The organism is Rhodococcus sp. C-2, assembly GCF_027854095.1.
Taxonomy (GTDB): Bacteria; Actinomycetota; Actinomycetes; order Mycobacteriales; family Mycobacteriaceae; genus Rhodococcus_F; species Rhodococcus_F qingshengii.
In genome coordinates this window covers 155,385-173,343 of record NZ_JAQGFI010000012.1, presented here as the reverse complement: position 1 = coordinate 173,343, position 17,959 = coordinate 155,385, and the positions used below count along the sequence as shown (strand labels likewise).

The 17,959-nt window shown below is 63.5% G+C and carries 16 protein-coding genes and 1 pseudogene; 3 read left to right on the top strand and 14 right to left on the bottom strand.

Annotated elements, in window-relative coordinates:
• The first annotated feature begins 197 nt into the window (after positions 1 to 197).
• Positions 198 to 401: a DUF3073 domain-containing protein gene (locus PCS43_RS24845; protein WP_003940337.1), complete on the top strand. Its 204-nt coding sequence runs from the start codon at positions 198 to 200 to the stop codon at positions 399 to 401.
• Positions 402 to 551: 150 nt separating this feature from the next.
• On the opposite strand, the gene purM is transcribed toward PCS43_RS24845, so the two are convergent.
• From purM to purL, 9 genes are all read right to left on the bottom strand, one after another.
• On the bottom strand, positions 552 to 1,631 hold the full coding sequence (gene purM, locus PCS43_RS24840; protein ID WP_003940225.1) for a phosphoribosylformylglycinamidine cyclo-ligase: 1,080 nt from the start codon (positions 1,629 to 1,631) through the stop codon (positions 552 to 554).
• Between the two features lie 207 nt (positions 1,632 to 1,838).
• On the bottom strand, positions 1,839 to 2,585 hold the full coding sequence (locus tag PCS43_RS24835) for an AIM24 family protein (protein ID WP_003939813.1): 747 nt from the start codon (positions 2,583 to 2,585) through the stop codon (positions 1,839 to 1,841).
• A gap of 13 nt (positions 2,586 to 2,598) precedes the next feature.
• Entirely contained in the window at positions 2,599 to 3,276 is a 678-nt protein-coding gene (locus PCS43_RS24830; RefSeq protein WP_003939918.1) for an AIM24 family protein, read from the bottom strand.
• 3 nt (positions 3,277 to 3,279) lie between these two features.
• The gene (locus PCS43_RS24825) at positions 3,280 to 3,888 is read right to left on the bottom strand and encodes an AIM24 family protein (protein ID WP_003940441.1); all 609 of its coding nucleotides are present in this window, start codon (positions 3,886 to 3,888) and stop codon (positions 3,280 to 3,282) included.
• Positions 3,889 to 4,032: 144 nt separating this feature from the next.
• Positions 4,033 to 5,610, bottom strand: coding sequence for an amidophosphoribosyltransferase (purF, locus tag PCS43_RS24820; RefSeq protein WP_003940541.1), 1,578 nt, complete (start codon positions 5,608 to 5,610; stop codon positions 4,033 to 4,035).
• A gap of 170 nt (positions 5,611 to 5,780) precedes the next feature.
• Positions 5,781 to 6,170, bottom strand: coding sequence for a sterol carrier family protein (locus PCS43_RS24815; protein ID WP_007733822.1), 390 nt, complete (start codon positions 6,168 to 6,170; stop codon positions 5,781 to 5,783).
• The gene (locus PCS43_RS24810) at positions 6,170 to 6,826 is read right to left on the bottom strand and encodes a CPBP family intramembrane glutamic endopeptidase (RefSeq protein ID WP_042922288.1); all 657 of its coding nucleotides are present in this window, start codon (positions 6,824 to 6,826) and stop codon (positions 6,170 to 6,172) included. The genes PCS43_RS24815 and PCS43_RS24810 overlap by 1 nt, the downstream gene beginning before the upstream one ends.
• A complete protein-coding gene (locus tag PCS43_RS24805; RefSeq protein ID WP_054187705.1) occupies positions 6,823 to 8,607 on the bottom strand; it encodes an alpha/beta hydrolase in 1,785 nt (594 codons plus the stop codon). The genes PCS43_RS24810 and PCS43_RS24805 overlap by 4 nt, the downstream gene beginning before the upstream one ends.
• Positions 8,608 to 8,610: 3 nt before the next feature.
• Positions 8,611 to 10,899 carry a phosphoribosylformylglycinamidine synthase subunit PurL gene (gene purL / locus PCS43_RS24800; RefSeq protein WP_003940379.1) on the bottom strand — a complete coding sequence of 763 codons (2,289 nt, stop codon included), beginning with the start codon at positions 10,897 to 10,899 and terminating at the stop codon, positions 8,611 to 8,613.
• Between the two features lie 250 nt (positions 10,900 to 11,149).
• Here purL and PCS43_RS24795 point away from each other — a divergent pair, with 250 nt between their 5' ends.
• On the top strand, positions 11,150 to 12,127 hold the full coding sequence (locus tag PCS43_RS24795; RefSeq protein ID WP_054187706.1) for a Dyp-type peroxidase: 978 nt from the start codon (positions 11,150 to 11,152) through the stop codon (positions 12,125 to 12,127).
• Positions 12,128 to 12,152: 25 nt separating this feature from the next.
• Here PCS43_RS24795 and PCS43_RS24790 read toward each other — a convergent pair whose 3' ends face one another.
• Both PCS43_RS24790 and PCS43_RS24785 read right to left on the bottom strand, forming a co-directional pair.
• Positions 12,153 to 13,445, bottom strand: coding sequence for a M18 family aminopeptidase (locus PCS43_RS24790; RefSeq protein ID WP_073512791.1), 1,293 nt, complete (start codon positions 13,443 to 13,445; stop codon positions 12,153 to 12,155).
• A gap of 87 nt (positions 13,446 to 13,532) precedes the next feature.
• Positions 13,533 to 13,886, bottom strand: coding sequence for a VOC family protein (locus PCS43_RS24785; protein ID WP_020970627.1), 354 nt, complete (start codon positions 13,884 to 13,886; stop codon positions 13,533 to 13,535).
• Positions 13,887 to 13,953: 67 nt separating this feature from the next.
• Between PCS43_RS24785 and PCS43_RS24780 the strand changes: the two genes are divergently transcribed.
• Entirely contained in the window at positions 13,954 to 14,559 is a 606-nt protein-coding gene (locus tag PCS43_RS24780; protein ID WP_073512756.1) for a hypothetical protein, read from the top strand.
• A 12-nt stretch (positions 14,560 to 14,571) separates the two neighbouring features.
• Here PCS43_RS24780 and PCS43_RS24775 read toward each other — a convergent pair.
• From PCS43_RS24775 to PCS43_RS24765, 3 genes and pseudogenes are all read right to left on the bottom strand, one after another.
• Positions 14,572 to 15,167, bottom strand: a pseudogene (locus tag PCS43_RS24775) (CatB-related O-acetyltransferase).
• Between the two features lie 156 nt (positions 15,168 to 15,323).
• Positions 15,324 to 16,553, bottom strand: coding sequence for an acyl-CoA dehydrogenase family protein (locus PCS43_RS24770; protein ID WP_054187741.1), 1,230 nt, complete (start codon positions 16,551 to 16,553; stop codon positions 15,324 to 15,326).
• 91 nt (positions 16,554 to 16,644) lie between these two features.
• A complete protein-coding gene (locus PCS43_RS24765; protein ID WP_054187708.1) occupies positions 16,645 to 17,946 on the bottom strand; it encodes an alpha/beta hydrolase in 1,302 nt (433 codons plus the stop codon).
• Positions 17,947 to 17,959 lie beyond the last annotated feature (13 nt).

The following is a 17,959-nucleotide window of genomic DNA, read 5'->3' as shown; positions in this document are numbered from 1 at the left end:
TCTCACAAAGTTCTGACGAGTTCTTTCAGCATCCTGGCAGCTCGCGGCCATAGTGAGAGCAATCAGACACGGCGGTGAGGCCTTCGTGGAAGCGGAAGCGACTTTTCCACGCTAGAGTGTGTGTCAGGAAACTTACACACTCAAACGGGGCCGCCAAATTCCCCAGGCCGCCCCGCGAAAGCGCGAGGGGGTCAGCCATGGGCCGCGGCCGGGCTAAGGCAAAGCAGACCAAGGTTGCACGCGAATTGAAATACAGCGTACCGACCACGGATTTCGACAGCCTGCAAAGAGAGCTCGCAGGTGGATCGACCAACTCGCATCGGAGCAGTGTCCGATCGGACCAGACTTCCGATAGGGAAGGGCATGCGCGAGAGGACGACTACGACGACTGGCGGCGTTGACCGCGCACTGCCACCGCGCAGACTGTGAAATGAGGAAGAGCTGATCGCTCTTCCTCATTTTTGCGTTCCATTTTCCGCCTCGCGCCTGCTTGTACGGACACACAAAACTGCCCCACCGGATCTCTCCGATGGGGCAGCTGACGTTGCGGTCTAGAAGCGCGGGTGGTCTCCGGCCAGGAACGCACGCTCTGCAGCGGCGTCCGACGCCTTCTTGACGCTACCGAGCGTCCAGCAGTCGATGTGGCGTGCGGTGAGGACGGCAAGTGCGCGGTCGACGTCCTCGGGTGCGACGACGGCGACCATGCCGACGCCCATGTTGAACGTCTGCTCCATCTCGGCGCGCTCGACGCGTCCGCGTTGCGCGATCATGGCGAAGACCGGAGCGGGGCTCCAGGTTCCGCGATCGAGTTCGGCGACCAAGCCCTTGGGCATGACGCGCGCGAGGTTGTTGGCGAGGCCGCCACCGGTGACGTGGCAGAACGTGCGCACGTCGGTCTCGGCAGCGAGTGCCAGGCAGTCCTTGGCGTAGATCTTGGTGGGCTCGAGCAGTTCCTCACCGAGCGTGCGGCCGAACTCGTCGACGTGTGCGCTCAGGTTCATGCGGTCGATCTCGAGCAGGACCTTGCGGGCCAGTGAGTATCCGTTGGAGTGCAGTCCCGAAGAACCCATGGCGATGACGACGTCGCCGGGGCGAACGCGATCCGGTCCGAGCAGCTTCTCTGCCTCCACGACGCCGACACCGGTGGCGGAAAGGTCGTAGTCACCGTCGGCCATGATGCCGGGGTGCTCGGCGGTCTCGCCGCCGAGGAGAGCGCAGCCGGCCTGGATGCAGCCCTCGGCGATTCCGCTGACCAATTCCGCGACGCGCTCGGGGATGACCCGGCCGACGGCGATGTAGTCCTGGAGGAACAGCGGCTCGGCGCCACAGACGACGAGGTCGTCGACAACCATGGCGACGAGGTCGAGTCCGACCGTGTCGTGCTTGTCCATCGCCTGCGCGACAGCGAGCTTGGTTCCGACGCCGTCGGTCGATGCGGCGAGCAACGGCTCCTTGTAGTCACCCTTGAGGGAGAACAAGCCGGCGAAACCACCGAGGCCACCCATGACCTCGGGGCGGCTGGCCTTCTTGGCCAGAGGGGCGAAGAGTTCCACCGCCCGGTCGCCTGCGGCGATATCGACTCCTGCTGCCGCGTAGGAGGCGCCTGCGGTGCGGTGACTGTCCTCGGTCATCGGGTTACTACTCCAGCCTTGTATTTCTCGCGAGCACGTATTGCTCGTGCACAGGTAAGTGGTCTTGCAATGTGAAGTGTTTGCAATCCTCGTGACGCGAGATGGATCGTTCGACTCGAGACCCAGAGCGCGCACACAAATACCGACGATTACGCCCATACGCTACCGGACCGGCCCCCTCGGTGAGACCTCGCGTACCCCGAGACGTCAGTTCTGCAGCCGCGCACCGATCGAGGCGTGCAGTGCGCGCAGACTGTTCTGCCCGAGTGCGACCGTCTCGGATTCGATGTGTTTGAGGAGGTGTCCGTCGTGGACGACCTTCTCGCTCGACTGGATCAGTACCGTCCCGGCTCCGGTGAAATCGAACTGGCGTTCTTCGCCGGTGTTCGCGCCGAACATGCTTCCGCGAACCGCGCCCAGGAAGCTCTGCATCCAGTCGGCATCGAAGTGGTGGGACGGCGACGGGCAGTCGGCCCAACCCACCAACGCCTGCGGGTCGATGCGGAGCGGCGGCTCCGCGAACATGACCGGGCCATTGGACGACGCCAGGAACTTGCCTGTCCCCAGTAGCGTCAAAAAGCCTGGGACGATGGACTGTTTGAGGTCCAGGCTGGTCTCGAAGGCGAGGAGATTGGCCGCGCGAATCGTGAGGTTGCCGTCGTCGAGGTCGTAGGAATTGATGTTGAATCCGCGGTCCCCGAGGATCAACTTGCCCTGTCCCTGAGCGAGCACCCAGTCGTCCGCGTAGAGCGGTGAAGAGAACCTGGCCGCGACGATCGCCGTCATGCTCGTGCGCCCGAGCGGCTCGAAGTTGATGTTTCCGTAGTACGCGATCATCGCGCCCTTGGACGTGAACCACGGCTGCCCGGCCATCTCGACGCAGAAGGCGTAATCGTTGCCCGGGACGTTGTCGTTGGCGGGCAGAGTTGCCGGATTGTGAATTTCGATACCCATGCTCTGTGCCCTCTCAGAACTTCTGCTCGGACGCCTGGACCCAGACGGTGCCGGCGCCGGTCATCTTCAGCTGGATGGACTCCCCCGAGCCCTTGCCGACGGCCTCGCGCCAACCGACGTTCGCGGAGATGTCGACGTTGATCTGACCGATGTGGCACACGTATGCCTGCGGGTCGACGACGACCTGAGGATTGTTCGGACCGACCTGCAACGGAATCGCACCCCCGTGCGAGAGAACCGCGACGCTTCCCTGGCCGTGCAACTGCGTCGTGAACAGTCCTTGACCGGTCATGGCGCCGCGTACTGCTCCGCGCACGCCGCCCTGCGACGTGAGAGCGACTATCGAACTCTGGAGGTAACCGTCGTGTGCGAGGAGTCGGTCGGCTTCGACGGTGAGCATCGACGAACCGTCGAGGTGGATGACCTCGACGTACAAGCCGGCATGCCCGTAGAAGACCTCACCGTTTCCCTCGGCCGCCATCATGCGTGCATGCTCGCCGGACATCATGCGGCCGGCCATCCCGGCGATACCGCCCATGTTCGGCATGGCGCCGGGCCCACCGCCCATGCTGTGCGGGATGAAGCGGACGTCACCGGTGTAGTAGAGCATCGACCCGGTGCGGGCGAGCACGTTCTGGCCCGGCGCGAGGGTCGACTTGACGACCTTGCTGTTCACCAATTCCAACGGCATGGTTCAGCGCTCCTCGGGCTGGATGTAGACGACTCCGGATCCGTCGAATCGCAGCGAGAACGCTTCACCGCTGCCACCGCCGATCGCAGAACGCCAGGTGACGTCGGTGACGAAGCTCTGGTTCAGCTGGCCACGGTGAGCGACGAATGCGTCGGGATCGGCAACCAGCGGATACTGCGGGCTGACTTCGAGCGCGATGATCGGTCCGCCCTTCGACAGCACGGCCACCAGACCGGTGCCGCTGACGACCGTCGTGAACAAGCCCTGTCCGGAACCTGCGCCGCGGAGACCGGCAAATTTCACGTCGGTTCGCAGTTGGCCGACCAATGCGAGCAATTGCGAGGCTTCGACGTGCAAAGCGTCGTTGTTGAGCTCGATAATCGTGATGTCCTGGGCGTCGACCGCGAAGTAGACGGTGCCTTGACCGCTGACTTCCATCAGGGACAGTGATTCACCTGCCGCCTTCTGTTTCAGCGCGGCACGTAACCCACCGCCACCGCCCATTCCGGCGTTCTTGAAGGTAATCGCACCCTCGTACGCCACCATCGAGCCGTTGATCGCTTTGATGGTGTCCCCCACCAGGTCTGCGACCAGGACCCGGTGCCCATCCATTCTCAGTTGCGCCACGGAGGGCACTATGCCAGATGCTCACGACGTATGCCGTGTCGTGGAACAGAAAGTCGTGAACAGAAAATCTGCCGCCCACATGCTGTGGACGGCAGATTCTCGGCTGTCGAATTTCAACGATTCTGATGTTCAGGGGCGGCTGAGCGCGCTCGCATTGTCGTTGTCGCGAGTGGCCGTCGAACCTGCGGTGCTCTCGAGCATCCCCTCGAGGACGTTCTTGCCGATCGACGTTTCCTTGGGAAGCGCGATCGGGTAGGTCCCGTCGAAGCACGCGGCGCACAGACGGCTGGCCGGCTGCTCGGTGGCGGCGATCATGCCCTCGGTGGAGATGTATCCGAGGGTGTCCGCTCCGATGGAACGACGCACACCGTCGAGCATCTCCTCGAACGTCGCATCCTGTCCGCCCGCGCCGTTGGCAATCAATTCGGCCGGTGAGGCGAAGTCGATGCCGTAGAAGCAGGGCCACTTGACCGGCGGCGAGGCGATACGGACGTGAATTTCAAGGGCGCCGGCTTCGCGGAGCATCCGGATGAGCGCACGCTGAGTGTTACCGCGGACGATCGAATCGTCCACCACCACAAGGCGCTTGCCGCGGATGACTTCCTTGAGCGGGTTGAGCTTGAGCCTGATACCGAGCTGACGGATCGTCTGCGACGGCTGGATGAAGGTACGGCCCACGTAGGCGTTCTTCATCAGACCCTGGCCGTAGGGGATGCCTGAGCCCTGTGCGTATCCGACGGCTGCGGGGGTGCCGGACTCGGGAACGGGGATGACCAAGTCACCTTCGGCGGGATGCTCGCTGGCGAGCAGACGGCCGATCTCGACGCGGGTCGAGTGGACCGAACGGCCACCGATGACGCTGTCGGGACGGGCAAGGTAGACGTACTCGAAGACACATCCCTTGGGCGTCGGATTCGCGAAACGTGAGGAGCGAACGCCGTCGGCGTCGATCGCAAGCAGCTCACCGGGTTCGATGTCGCGAACGAACGACGCACCGACGATGTCGAGGGCTGCCGTCTCGCTGGCGACTACCCAACCGCGGTCGAGTCGACCGAGGCAGAGCGGGCGGATGCCGTGCGGATCGCGCGCTGCGTACAGCGTGTGCTCGTCCATGAAGGTGAGGCAGAACGCGCCCTCCAACGTGGGAAGCAATTCCATTGCGGCCTGTTCGATGGTGCTGTCGCCGGCAGCGTGTGCCAGGAGACCACCGATGAGGTCGGAGTCGGAAGTCGCTGCGTTGGGGCGCTTGTCGTTGACCAGGCCGGCTGCACGGGTGCGGCTCGCGAGTTCAGCGGTGTTGACCAGGTTGCCGTTGTGGCCGAGCGCGATGCCGGTTCCGGCAGTGGTGGTACGGAAGATGGGCTGCGCGTTCTCCCACGTCGTGGAACCGGTGGTGGAGTAACGGCAATGTCCGACGGCGACGTGACCTGGCATCGCTGCGAGGGTCTGCTCGTCGAATACCTGGCTGACCAGGCCGAGATCCTTGAACACCAACACCTGGGAGCCGTCGGCTACCGCAATGCCGGCAGCTTCTTGACCACGGTGCTGAAGTGCGTACAGGCCGTAATAAGTGAGCTTCGCCACATCCTCTCCCGGCGCCCAGACGCCGAATACACCGCATTCTTCGCGGGGCTCGTTCTCGTCCTCGTCGGACGGGTTCGAAGCGAGGAGATTTGGACTGTTGACCGACAGATCGGCACGAGTCACCGGGCGCTCCCTTTGTGGGCAGGGGTTGGGGGGCATCCACAGTCTACGGCCATTTTGGGACTCACTTCCCCTGAGGGCTGCCTTGGCTCTCAGATCACGCCGAAGCGAACCGGATGGTCTCTCACTGTTACTGCGTCAACCACTCTGTTGCTGCGCCAACCCCTCTGTTGCTAGGTCAACCGCAGCAGTGGGAGCCAGTGCGCAATTTCGGGAGCGCGGCTACCTGAGGCGTCGACTCTTCCGTCACCTGAGGCCTCGGAGAACTCGAGCAATCCGGTGACCATCTGCAACCACGTCCGAGCGTCCGTCTCGACGACGTTGGGCGGGGTTCCGCGCGTGTGACGCGGACCTTCGATGCATTGCACCGCAACAAACGGTGGGACCCGCACCTCGACGCTCGATCCGGGGGCGATCTGTTCGAGAGTGCGCGCACTCATCTTCACTGCCGCACCGAGTTCACTGCGCGAAGGCTTCGGCAGTTCCGGATCTCGAAGCCACGGGCCGACGGCCAGGACGGCGGCACGAAATTCGGCGGGGTCGACGGCGCGGCGGGGCGGCATCAGTTCACTCCCTGTCTGCGAGTAGCGATACGAACGGCAAGTGCGCCACCGGCATTCGTGGCCAGGTGCAGCAGGGCGGGGGCAAGTACGCTGCCGCCACGGCGGTGCAGCCACTCGAACAGCAATGCCGAAGCGCCGGTGAACGCCACTGCTGCGGGAACGTTGTCGCCGGCGCCGCGGGCGGGGGCGACGTGCCACAGCCCGAAGGTCAGTGCGTGAACGGCCTGCGCGGTCGGCCTGTTCAATTCGCGGTTCCAGACCGCGGACATCGCGCTGCGGAACAACAGTTCCTCGGAGAGCACCGTCCCGAACGGGATGTGCAGGATGATCCATTCGAGGAAGTCTTCGCGGCCGTCTGCTCGCTCGTCGGCAGCGAGAGTCGCGCGCAAGGACGGAACGGCCAAAGCGACGCTGTAGCCGGTGAGGACCGCCCCCGCCGCGGCTCCGCCGAACTGAGCACCACCACGAATGCCGGTGTGCGCCAAGCCGAGTTCCTCGCGGGTGTAACCACGTGCGAGTAGGACTCCGATGGCCGACAGACCGGCCGCAGTGTTGACCACGGCGCGGGCTCGGGGCGAAAGACCGAATGCCGGAAGCACGACGTTGCTCCAGGTGATCGCGGTAGCGGAGAGCGCGATCGAGGCGACTCCCCTCACTTCTCGGGGCCCTCTGATTTCACGGCGACAACCAATGCCGACCGCACTCGCTCGGTTTCTGCGGCCGTCCATCCCTCGGGCTGGACGACGCTGATCCAGGCGTCCAGAACGGAGGTTCCGTAATTGTGACCATGGCCGTCCGGAACTCCCGCGGCGTTACCGAGGTCTGCAGACACCTGCCAGAACGTCACGACCGGGAACCATTTCATCGACGGCGAGCGGTCGAAACCGGGCACTTCCTTGAGCCACTCGGGCCGATTGAACATGAGGTCGGGTGACCACCACACCACTGGATCGGAAGGGTGCTGGACAAACAGAACCCGCGGCTGCGGCCACGTCATCCCGTCGGTCGGAATGTCTTCGGAGCGATCCGCGAACCGCACACCGGCCAAGCCGTCCGCGTAGACAGGAGCTACTTCGGGAGTGCCTGGATCGCGCCTCTTCTCGATCGAACGCCACAACTGTGTCGCGTTCGGCGGGCCCACCCACAGAATTCCGTCGGCGGTATCGCGTGCCGCCTGCAGTGTGTCGAAGGCTCCGGCGCCGGCCATGACGCCGAGGCTCTCGCCGTAGACCATGAACTTCGGCCTGGTGGCTTCCGGTTCCTGGAGCCATCTTTCGTGTACCCGCTCGATCAACAGGCGTCCGGCAGCTTGCGCCTTCTCCTGGTCGGCGAGGAACGAGATCCAACTCGGCAGGTACGAGTACTGGCTGGCGACAAGAGCAGTGTCGCCGTCATGCACAAGTTCGATTGCCTGTGCCGCAGTGGGATTGACCCACCCCGTACCCGTCGTCGGAATGACCACGAGGACCTTGCGTTGGAAGGCGCCGGTTCGCTCCAGCTCCTTGATGACCAGATCCATACGCTCTTCGGGACCTTCGGCGCTTTCAAGTCCGGCATATACGCGAATCGGATCCATCGCAGGCTTACCGGTTGCCGCTTCGAGTTCCTGCGCGTCGAGTCCGCGCGAGACGAAGTTTCGTCCCTCGAACCCCAATGTGTCCCAGGGAGCGGCTGATTCGGGGCTACCCGATTTCATCGGATCCTGCGGTTCGACGACGCCGTCGCGGGTGGTCGAGTTCTGCAGACTGAAGATCGAGTTGGTCGCGGCGTAGATTCCGCGGACCAGGACGCCGTCGACCAGCATGAAGAACAGGACGGTGACAACCAGGACACCGACGCCATTTGCCACCGACCGTGACCAGTGGAACCGCCGCATCAGCTGTCGGGCAATCAGTTTCACCAGATCGTGGAGGACCCGCCAGATCGAGATGAGCAGGCCACCGACGAGCAGGCTCAGTCCGAGGGTTCGGATGTAGCCGGAAGTGGTCGTGCCTTCGGCATCGGTCAGTGCCGCGATTTCACGTTGCCACCCGGCCGCGTAGACCAGCATGATGATCGCCGCGACGATGGACGCGACCGGAACGAAGACCTTGATCGCGGAAGGCACCGGCTCGGGCAGTGGCCACCACCGTCGACCGCTGAGCAGGTATCGCTCGACAGCCCAACCGATCGCAGTACCGACGCCGTAGCCGATGGCCGAGTTGATTCCGCCGATCAGACCTTGGAAAAGCCAATCGCGCGGCAACAGCGAAGGGGTCAACGACCAGCAGAAGAAGAACGCGGCAAACGCGATGCCGGTGAAGTCGAGTTTGAGGAGCCCCCACGCCCACTCGGTGAAGCGGTTGTCGAGCTTCTCGAGGGGTGCGGGAACAGCCAGCCGCAGGTGGTGTTCCTGCGGCTGGCTGTCAGAAGAAGTCAGTTCTCCGGAATCGACCATCTATCACCCGAACAGTGCGGGCAGCGTTCCCTCGAAGGCCTCACGGAGCTTGGCCATCGTGACGGAGAAGTGTCCCTGGACCTCGACGGAGTCGCTGCCCTCGTCGACGACCCCGATACGCGTCCACGGCAAGCCGCGGGCGGTGCACATACCGGTGAAGCGAGTCTCCTCGGTGCGAGGAACTGCAACGAGGACGCGTCCCGACGATTCCGAGAACAAGGTCACGAACGGATCTGCGCCCTCGGGAATCAGGATGCGGCAACCGGTTTCGCCGGCCAGCGCGGCTTCGACGACAGCCTGGGCCAGTCCACCCTCGGAGAGGTCGTGGGCTGCGGTGACGAGACCGTCACGCGAGGAGGCGAGCAGAATGTCGGCGAGCAGTTGCTCACGGGCGAGGTCGACCTTCGGCGGCACGCCACCGAGGTGACCGTGCTCGACCTGCGACCAGATGGAGCCGTCGAACTCGTCGTGGGTGTCGCCGAGCAGGATCAGCGTCTCGCCGGGCTCGAGTCCGAGGCCCGTCGGGATGCGGCGGTGAACGTCGTCGATCACACCGAGGACGGCAACCACCGGCGTCGGCAGGATTGCCGTGGATCCGGTCTGGTTGTAGAAGCTGACGTTGCCGCCGGTGACGGGGATGCCGAGGGTGGCGCAGCCGTCGGCAAGGCCGCGAACGGCCTGCTGGAACTGCCACATGACACCCGGGTCCTCGGGAGAACCGAAGTTCAGGCAGTTGGAGACGGCCTTGGGCGTTGCGCCCGTGACTGCCACGTTGCGGAAAGCCTCGGCCAACGCGAGCTGCGCACCGGTGTACGGGTCGAGCGCGGTGTAGCGGCCCGAAGCGTCGGTGGACAGTGCGATCCCGCGTCCGGTCTTCTCGTCGATGCGGATGACACCGCCGTCGGCGTTCTCGGCCAGGACGGTGTTTCCGCGGACGTAGCGGTCGTACTGCTCGGTGATCCACTTGCGGCTGCACAGGGCAGGCGAGGCGATCATCTTCAGCAGGGTCGCTTCGAGCTCGGCGTCGGTTTCGGGACGCTTCAGTCCGGCCGTCGTATTCGCGATCAAGGCATCCTGCGTTGCCGGACGCTCGACGGGGCGGTGGTAAACCGGACCCTCGTGCGCGACGGTGCGCGGGGGAACGTCGACGACGGTCTCGCCGTGCCAGGAGATGGTGAGGTGCTCACCGTCGGTGACCTCGCCGATGTCGGTGGCCAGGACGTCCCACTTCTTGCAGACCTCCATGAACGCATCGACGTTCTCGGGCGTGACCACGGCGCACATGCGCTCCTGCGATTCGCTTGAGAGCACCTCGGCCGGGGTCATTCCGGTGGCGCGCATCGGAACCTTCTCGAGGTTGATGTGCATGCCGCCGTCGCCGGCCGCAGCCAGCTCGGAGGTGGCGCAGGACAGCCCGGCGCCGCCGAGGTCCTGGATGCCGACGACGAGGCCGGCCTTGTAGAGGTCGAGACAGCACTCGATGAGCACCTTCTCGGTGAACGGGTCGCCGACCTGAACCGCGGGCAGCTTCTTACGTCCGCCGGTGTCTCCACCCTCGTCGTCGAACGTCGCCGACGCGAGGACCGAGACGCCGCCGATTCCGTCGAGACCGGTGCGAGCACCGAACAGAATGATCTTGTTGCCCGCGCCCGAAGCGAAGGCCAGATGCAGATCCTCGACGCGCATGACGCCGGCAGCGAGGGCGTTGACCAGCGGGTTACCTGCATAGGACTCGTCGAAGACCGTCTCGCCGCCGATGTTCGGCAGGCCGAGGGAGTTTCCGTATCCACCGACACCACGCACGACACCGTCGACGACGCGACGGGTATCGGGGGCGTCAGCAGCACCGAACCGAAGCTGATCCATGACGGCGATCGGACGAGCACCCATGGCCATGATGTCGCGGACGATGCCGCCGACACCGGTCGCCGCACCCTGGTAAGGCTCGACGTACGACGGGTGGTTGTGGCTCTCGACCTTGAACGTGACTGCCCAGCCGTCACCGATGTCGACGACGCCGGCGTTCTCACCGATACCGGCCAGCATGTTGGCGCGCATCTCGTCGGTGGTGGTCTTGCCGAAGTATCCGAGGTGGACCTTCGAGGACTTGTACGAGCAGTGCTCGCTCCACATCACCGAGTACATCGCCAGTTCGGCGTCCGTGGGACGGCGGCCCAGGATCTCCTTGATGCGTGCGTATTCGTCGTCCTTGAGACCGAGCTCCTTGAACGGCTGAGCGGCATCGGGATCAGCCGATGCGTGCGTGACGGTATCGACCTGGTGAGCAGACACTGGAGAGTGGTCCCTTCCCTACGGGAGTCAAGAGGCAAGCCGGCGCGGAGCGGGACACCACGAATGTGCCCAACGAAAGAACGTGCCGGGGGACAGTCTATCGGTGTGGGCCGACGACTTCCGCAGACGGCAGCACCCGCAACACCTCCGGGCCTGCGAAGTATCGCCCGTCACACCCGCCCCGGTTGGGTGATCCGGTCGGTTTTCCTAAAGTCAGGGCCGGCCCACTCTCTCCCTCGAAAGGCCTCGCATGCCCCAGGATGTTCGTCAGTCCGACCTCACGGCACAGTCCCAGTCGGTGACCACTCCCCTCACTCCGGCTGCAATTTTCCTGGTCGCGACCGTAAATCCGGGTGGCGAGAACACCACACGAGAACTACTCGCCGACGTCGCCGGCCTGCAGCGCGCCGTGGGGCTGCGCGTCCCCGGATCAGGTTTGGATGTGGTGACAAGCATCGGTTCGTCGGTTTGGGATCGACTGTTCGCCGGTCCGCGCCCCGCGCTACTGCACCCGTTCACCGCTTTGCAGGGCGACGTTCACTCGGCGCCGTCGACTCCCGGCGATCTGCTCTTCCACATCCGCGCGATGAGCATGGATGCGTGTTTCGAGGTGGCTCGGCAGATCACGAAGCGACTGCACGGCGCAGCCACGGTGGTCGACGAGGTTCACGGCTTCCAGTACTTCGAGAACCGAGACCTCATCGGCTTCGTCGACGGCACCGAAAATCCGGTGGGCCGCGACGCCGTCGCCGCCGTGACTGTCGGAGACGAAGATCCTGCGTTCACCGGAGGAAGCTACGTCCATATCCAGCGCTACGTCCACAAGATGCGGGACTGGGAAGCAATCACCGTCGACGAGCAGGAACGTGTGATCGGACGCAGCAAGCTCGAGGACATCGAGATGACGTCCGAAGTGAAGCCGGCAAACTCGCACGTAGCCCTCAACGCAATCAAGGACGAGAACGGCAAGGCTCTCGAGATCCTGCGTGCCAACATGCCGTACGGGAGCCTCGGCGACGACGAGATCGGCACCTTTTTCATCGGCTACTGCCGCACGCCGGCGATCACCGAACGGATGCTCGAGAACATGTTTCTCGGCAACCCTCGCGGCAATTACGACCGTCTGCTCGATTTCTCGACGGCCGTGACGGGCTCGATGTTCTTCACTCCGAGCGCCGACTTCTTCGAGGATCTACCGGCTGCACCCGCTGGGCTCTCAGCCGTTTGACTGCCCGCTCCCAGCTACCCACCCTCTAACTACGCGGCGTGAGGAACGCACCGAGCGCGTCGGCATACATGCGGACATCTGCCGCGCCCATCAGCTCGCGGGCAGAGTGCATCGCGAGCTGAGGCGCGCCGACGTCGACGGTGGACAGTCCGGTGCGTGATGCCGTGATCGGTCCGATGGTGGAGCCGCACGGCAAATCGGCGCGGTGGACGTAGCGCTGCATCGGCACTCCCGCCTGATCGCACGCGAGCGCGAATTCGCCGGCACCGGCCGCATCGGTGGCGTAGCGCAGGTTCTGGTTCACCTTGAGTACCGGCCCACCGTTGATCTCGATCCGATGAGCGGGCTCGTGGCGGTCCGGGTAATTGGGGTGCGTCGCGTGTGCCATGTCGCCCGACGCGCATACCGAGCCGGCCATCGCCTGCAGGAATTCTTCGCGGCCACCACCGCGTCCCAACACGATCCGCTCGAGCACGGTGTTCAGCAGGTCCGAGAAAGCTCCGCGATCGGACATGCTGCCGACCTCTTCATGATCGAAGAGAGCAAGCACTGGGACCTGCTGACCGGGCGACTCAGCCGCGGCCAAAAGTGCTTGTGTCCCTGCATAACACGTGCCCTGATTGTCGAGCCTGGGGGCGCTGACCAATTCCTTGTCCACCCCCACGACTGCGCTGGGCGCAAGGTCGTGTGTCATCAATTCCCAGCCGAGAACCGACGACGCGGCTACACCCGCACGCTCGGCGACAAAGCCGATGAACGACTTGGGCTTCGAACCCACGCCCCAGATTCCGTTGACGTGCCTCTGCGGATCCAGCGTCACACCCTTGCGATCTTCGGACAGGTGGATAGCCAGCTGCGGAACACGAAGAATCGGGTCGTCGATGCGAACCAGCTTCTGCTCCACAGTGTTTCCCACCCGGACACTCAATCGTCCGGAGATTCCGAGATCGCGGTCGAGCCAGGAGTTCAGCCACGCACCGCCATACGGTTCGAGGCCCACCATCTGCCACCCGGCCGAAGTGAGGTCAGGATGCTGTTTGACCCGCAGGTTGGGGCTGTCGGTATGACCTCCGACAATCCGGAACGGAGCGGCGTTTCCCACGCCCTCGGTGCTCCAGGCGATCAGCGAACCGCCTCGCACGAGGAAGTACCGTCCGGGCTCGGCTGGCCACGACTGCGTTTCGTGGACTTCGACGAACCCGCCGGCCGTCAGCTCGGTCGCCACCGTCGCGCACACATGGAACGGCGACGGTGACGAATCGACGAAGCTGCACAAGCCGTCTGCGTCGGCCCCGGTCCGAGAAGTCTGAGAAGTCATGCCCCTCATCATGCCCGAATCGGTGTCCGCGAAATCAGTGGGCACGAAATCAGTGGGCGGAATCGGGCGAGCTCAGAACCTGTCAGCTCAGGCGTGAGGACCCGACACGCAGAACTGATTCCCATCAGGATCGAGGAGCGTCACCCAGCGGAAACCGTCCATGTTCTCGCGGTGGTGCTCAGTTGCCCCGGCCTCGACGAGCCGCGCCACCTCGGCGTCGAGATCCGGACTCCCCAAATCGAGATGGATGCGATTCTTACCGGCGGTGGGGTCCGGGACCTTCTGGAATGCGAAGTTGGTGGCGCTGTCAGGGACCGCGACGATGTAGAACCAACCGTCGTTCTCCTCGACGATGTTTCCGCCCAACTGCGCCGCCCACCACGTTGCGAGCGGACCGGGATCGAGACTGTCGAAAGTGATCATGCCGAGTGTGAGAGTCATGCGCACAAGCTAATGCAAGCCACCGACAAAAAGTCTTGATCTCGGGCTGAGATGAGACGATCCTCGAATGCGATTCACAACGCTGCGCGACCGTGTTGCAGAACCACTCTTCGCAGTTTTCATCGCGACCGGATTACTCCTGAGCGTCCTCGGAGTGCTCGCCTGGCGATTTGCCACGCCATCCACGCGAACAGAACATGTCGGAACCCAACCCCCACCACCGCCGCCGGCGGAGGACGGCAAGACCGGATACATGTGGGTGATCGACGGCTACAGCTACTCTGACGCGCCACATTGGTTCCCCGCAACTGCGTGGTTTCTGACAGTCGGAACCGCTGTCGCCGTTGCCGTCTCGGCGATACTGAACGCGACGGGATGGCGGCTGGCCCGTGACACACGCGGTAAAAAATTTGCTCTTCCGCTTGCACTTTCAGCTTTCGGCACAGCCTACGGACTCGCGGTCGCCGTTGTCGGAAAAATCTGGCCGCCCACCTTCTATTCGGTGGTCCTTCCCGAACCTCGTGACCCGCAGAAGCCCTACCCCGAATCGGCCATCATCCACTTCGACCTCGAGCCGAACCTGATCACCTTCACCGCAACAGGTCTTGCCGTCGGCCTTCTCGCGGCCGCCCTGCTTTATGTCCGGAACTACTCGCTCACTCGATCGAACTAGCAGATCGGTAGATCACTCGACCGCTTCGAGTTCCGCGACACTCCCGTCCGAGATCACCCGGACGTGGCGGGTGATCTTCTCGATCGGCCAGTCCCACCAAGCAATTCGCACCAACTTCTCGATGTCTTCGGCACTGAAGCGGCGCTTGATCTCCGTTGCCGGGTTGCCGCCGACAATTGCGTAGTCCGGGACGTCGCGCGTTACGACGGCGCCAGTGGACACGATCGACCCGTGACCGATCCGGACACCGGGCATGACTGTCACGTTCCCGCCGAACCACACGTCGTTCCCCACGACGGTGTCACCGCGCGACGGCAAATCCTGCACCAAATCCATGTGCCTGGCCCAATCACCGCCCATGATCGGAAACGGGTAGGTGGAGACACCGTTCATACGATGGTTCGCGCCGTTCATGATGAAGGTGACACCGGTGGCCAGGGCGCAGAACTTTCCGATCACCAGTTTGTCGGGACCGTAGTGATGCAACACGTTTCGAGTCTCGAACTCTTCGGCGAACTCCGGATCGTCGTAGTAGGTGTACTCCCCTACCTCGATCAACGGGTTGTCGATCAACGCCTCAGCAACACCACTCGCGGTTGCCCGGCCATCGGATGAACATTGGTGGGATCCGGCGCAGTGAAATCTGACGCAATGGGATCTAACGCGTTCACTGCTTACTCCGATCCGTCGGCGCGGTGTCGCCGACCGCAGCAAGACTATCTGGTTCCTGCTGCGATCGACCGACAAGCGAAAACGTACCGGTGTCAGCCCAAGAGACCCTTGGCGATATGGGTGACCTGAATTTCGTTGCTGCCCGCATAGATCATGAGCGACTTGGCATCACGCGCCAACTGCTCGACTCGGTACTCGGCCATGTAGCCGTTTCCACCGAACAGCTGCACGGCTTCCATCGCGACCTCGGTCGCTGCGCGCGAGGAGTACAGCTTCATCGCCGACGCCTCCGCCAGGCTCACTTTGTCTCCGACTGCGGTGCGCTCGATCGCATTGAAGACCATGTTCTGCACGTTGATTCGAGCGACCTCCATCTCGGCGAGCTTGAGCTGGATGAGCTGGAACTGCCCGATCTCGCGTCCCCACAGTTTGCGGGACTTCGCGTATTCGATACTCAGACGGTGGCATTCGTTGATGATGCCGAGAGACAGGGACGCGATACCGATGCGTTCGGCGGCAAAGCTCTCCTTGGCGCTGGATTTGCCGTCCGACTTTCCGCTGTCCTCGGTCTCGCCGAGCAGACGGTCCTTGGTGATGCGGACGTTGTCGAAGAACAGCTCACCTGTGGGTGAGGAGTTCATGCCCATCTTCTTGAACGGCGGGCTCTGTGTGAGACCCTCCATGCCCTTGTCGAGGATGAAGGCGAGCACCTTGCGATCGCGACGATCAACCGACGCATCGCCCTCGTCGAGCTTTGCGTACACGATCATCACGTCGGCGTACGGACCGTTGGTGATGAAGGTCTTGTTGCCGTTGAGAATGTAGTCGTCGCCGTCGCGGCGTACGTAGGACTTCATGCCGCCGAAGGCATCCGAGCCGGAGTCCGGTTCGGTGATCGCCCAGGCGCCGACGGTCTCGAATGTCACCAGGCCGGGGAGCCAGCGTTCCTTCTGCGCGAGTGTGCCGCGGCTGCGGATAGTTCCGGCGGCCAATCCGAGGCTGACACCCAACGATGCGACCAGGCCGAGGCTGACTCCGGCCAATTCGCTGTTGAGCACGACGCCCATGCTGCCGGCGCCGCTGAAGGCGCTCGACTTCTCACCGTCACCGGAGGGCGCATCGCCGCGCTCGCGTGCCAGCGACTTCTCGAGGCCCTCGCGTGCCATGTCGGCCAGACCGAAGGTCGAGTACAGCTTGCGAATGATGTCGAACGGCGGCAGCGCACCGCTTTCGAGCTCGTCGACGTGAGGTCGCACCTCTTTGTCGATAAAGCCCCGCAAGGCGTCGCGGAACATCAGGTCGGTGTCGGACCACTCGTACATGTGCCTGAACTCCAGTCGGTGAACGATCGAGAGACTGCCGAACGACAGCCACACACCGAATATAGAACACGTTCCAAAACCGGAACAGGATTCAGCTGATCAGTCCCATTCGCTGCGAGATCCACGTCAGCTCCTGCTCGACGCCGGCCGACCACACCGAAAAGCTGTGACCACCGGGAAGCTCGAGATACCTGGCGTCCATTCCGGCCGCTTTGGCCGCTTCGTACACCTTTTGCTGACCGGGCTTGAACTCATTGTCATCTGTTCCGACGACGAACACTCCGCCCGAGTTCGGGAACTTCCGAGTCGCCAGCAGGTCCATCGGATTCACCTTCACGAACGCCGCTTCGTCGCCGCCGAATATCTCGTCGACGGTTCGCTGTCGGTCACCGAGCGAAGGCTCCAATTGACCGGACAGATCGAGGAATGTCGGGTACACCTCGGGGTAATTGGTCGCCATCTGCAGTGAGCAGGTGCCACCGTAGGAGAGCCCGCCGATTGCCCACGCTCGCGGATTCGTGTCGATCTGGAACGCATTCGCCACCGCAGCGGGCAAGTCCTTTGCCAGATACGTGCCGACCTTGCCCTGTGACGAGTCGGTGCACAGCGGATTGGCCATCTGCGACCCTGTTCCATCGGCTATCACGACGACTGGAGCCAACCCCTCGTGATCTCGTGCAAAGGCATCCATTGTCGCGGTCAGCTTTCCGCCCTGGAGCCAGTCCTCGGGCTTGCCAGGCTGACCTGCCATGAGCACGAGCACGGGAAGAAGCGGACGCGGATTGGTGAAGTACGACGGCGGCAGATATACCTGCGCGTCGCGCGCGGAGAATCCTGAAATCGTCCCGGGGACAGGCAAAGTCGTGACCAGTCCGCGAATCGGCATGCCCTCCGGCGCTTTCCACACAGTGTCGGTGGGATCGCCGGTGACAACAGGATCGGTCGGACCGGGAACTTCACTGAGTGAGATGCGGTCGAAATCGTCGTGTCCGAACGCAATTCCCACAGTCGGATACGCGGCGAAAACCAGATTGATCTGCGTCGCGGCAGTGATGACGACCAGAACCGTCGCGATCACGGACAGGAGCGCTTTCGCGACGGTTCCGCCCGCCTTGATTCGCGGCCCGAGAAGTAGCAACGCGTAGATACCGATTCCGATCCACACGTAGATCGACATCTCGATGGGATCGGGGAACGGCACGATCACCTTTTCGACGGTGATCCACACGGCGATCATGATCACCAGCGCAATCAGCCCCGCGATCGGCACCGCTCTGCGGTAGTACCAGCGCACGTTCGAACCGAGCAGCCACACGCCACCCAGGACCCCAAGGACAGTCAGGATCACCGGCAGCGGTCCCGAGATCAAACTGATTCGGTAGAGCCAGTCCACGTCAAGCCTCTCG

Excerpts from the sequence above, each read along its gene's own strand:
- PCS43_RS24845 (WP_003940337.1), top strand. The coding sequence starts at position 198 with ATGGGCCGCGGCCGGGCTAAGGCAAAGCAGACCAAGGTTGCACGCGAA.
- purM (WP_003940225.1), bottom strand. The coding sequence starts at position 1,631 with ATGACCGAGGACAGTCACCGCACCGCAGGCGCCTCCTACGCGGCAGCA.
- PCS43_RS24835 (WP_003939813.1), bottom strand. The coding sequence starts at position 2,585 with ATGGGTATCGAAATTCACAATCCGGCAACTCTGCCCGCCAACGACAAC.
- PCS43_RS24830 (WP_003939918.1), bottom strand. The coding sequence starts at position 3,276 with ATGCCGTTGGAATTGGTGAACAGCAAGGTCGTCAAGTCGACCCTCGCG.
- PCS43_RS24825 (WP_003940441.1), bottom strand. The coding sequence starts at position 3,888 with ATGGATGGGCACCGGGTCCTGGTCGCAGACCTGGTGGGGGACACCATC.
- PCS43_RS24815 (WP_007733822.1), bottom strand. The coding sequence starts at position 6,170 with ATGCCGCCCCGCCGCGCCGTCGACCCCGCCGAATTTCGTGCCGCCGTC.
- PCS43_RS24805 (WP_054187705.1), bottom strand. The coding sequence starts at position 8,607 with ATGGTCGATTCCGGAGAACTGACTTCTTCTGACAGCCAGCCGCAGGAA.
- PCS43_RS24795 (WP_054187706.1), top strand. The coding sequence starts at position 11,150 with ATGCCCCAGGATGTTCGTCAGTCCGACCTCACGGCACAGTCCCAGTCG.
- PCS43_RS24790 (WP_073512791.1), bottom strand. The coding sequence starts at position 13,445 with ATGACTTCTCAGACTTCTCGGACCGGGGCCGACGCAGACGGCTTGTGC.
- PCS43_RS24785 (WP_020970627.1), bottom strand. The coding sequence starts at position 13,886 with ATGACTCTCACACTCGGCATGATCACTTTCGACAGTCTCGATCCCGGT.
- PCS43_RS24780 (WP_073512756.1), top strand. The coding sequence starts at position 13,954 with ATGCGATTCACAACGCTGCGCGACCGTGTTGCAGAACCACTCTTCGCA.
- PCS43_RS24770 (WP_054187741.1), bottom strand. The coding sequence starts at position 16,553 with ATGTACGAGTGGTCCGACACCGACCTGATGTTCCGCGACGCCTTGCGG.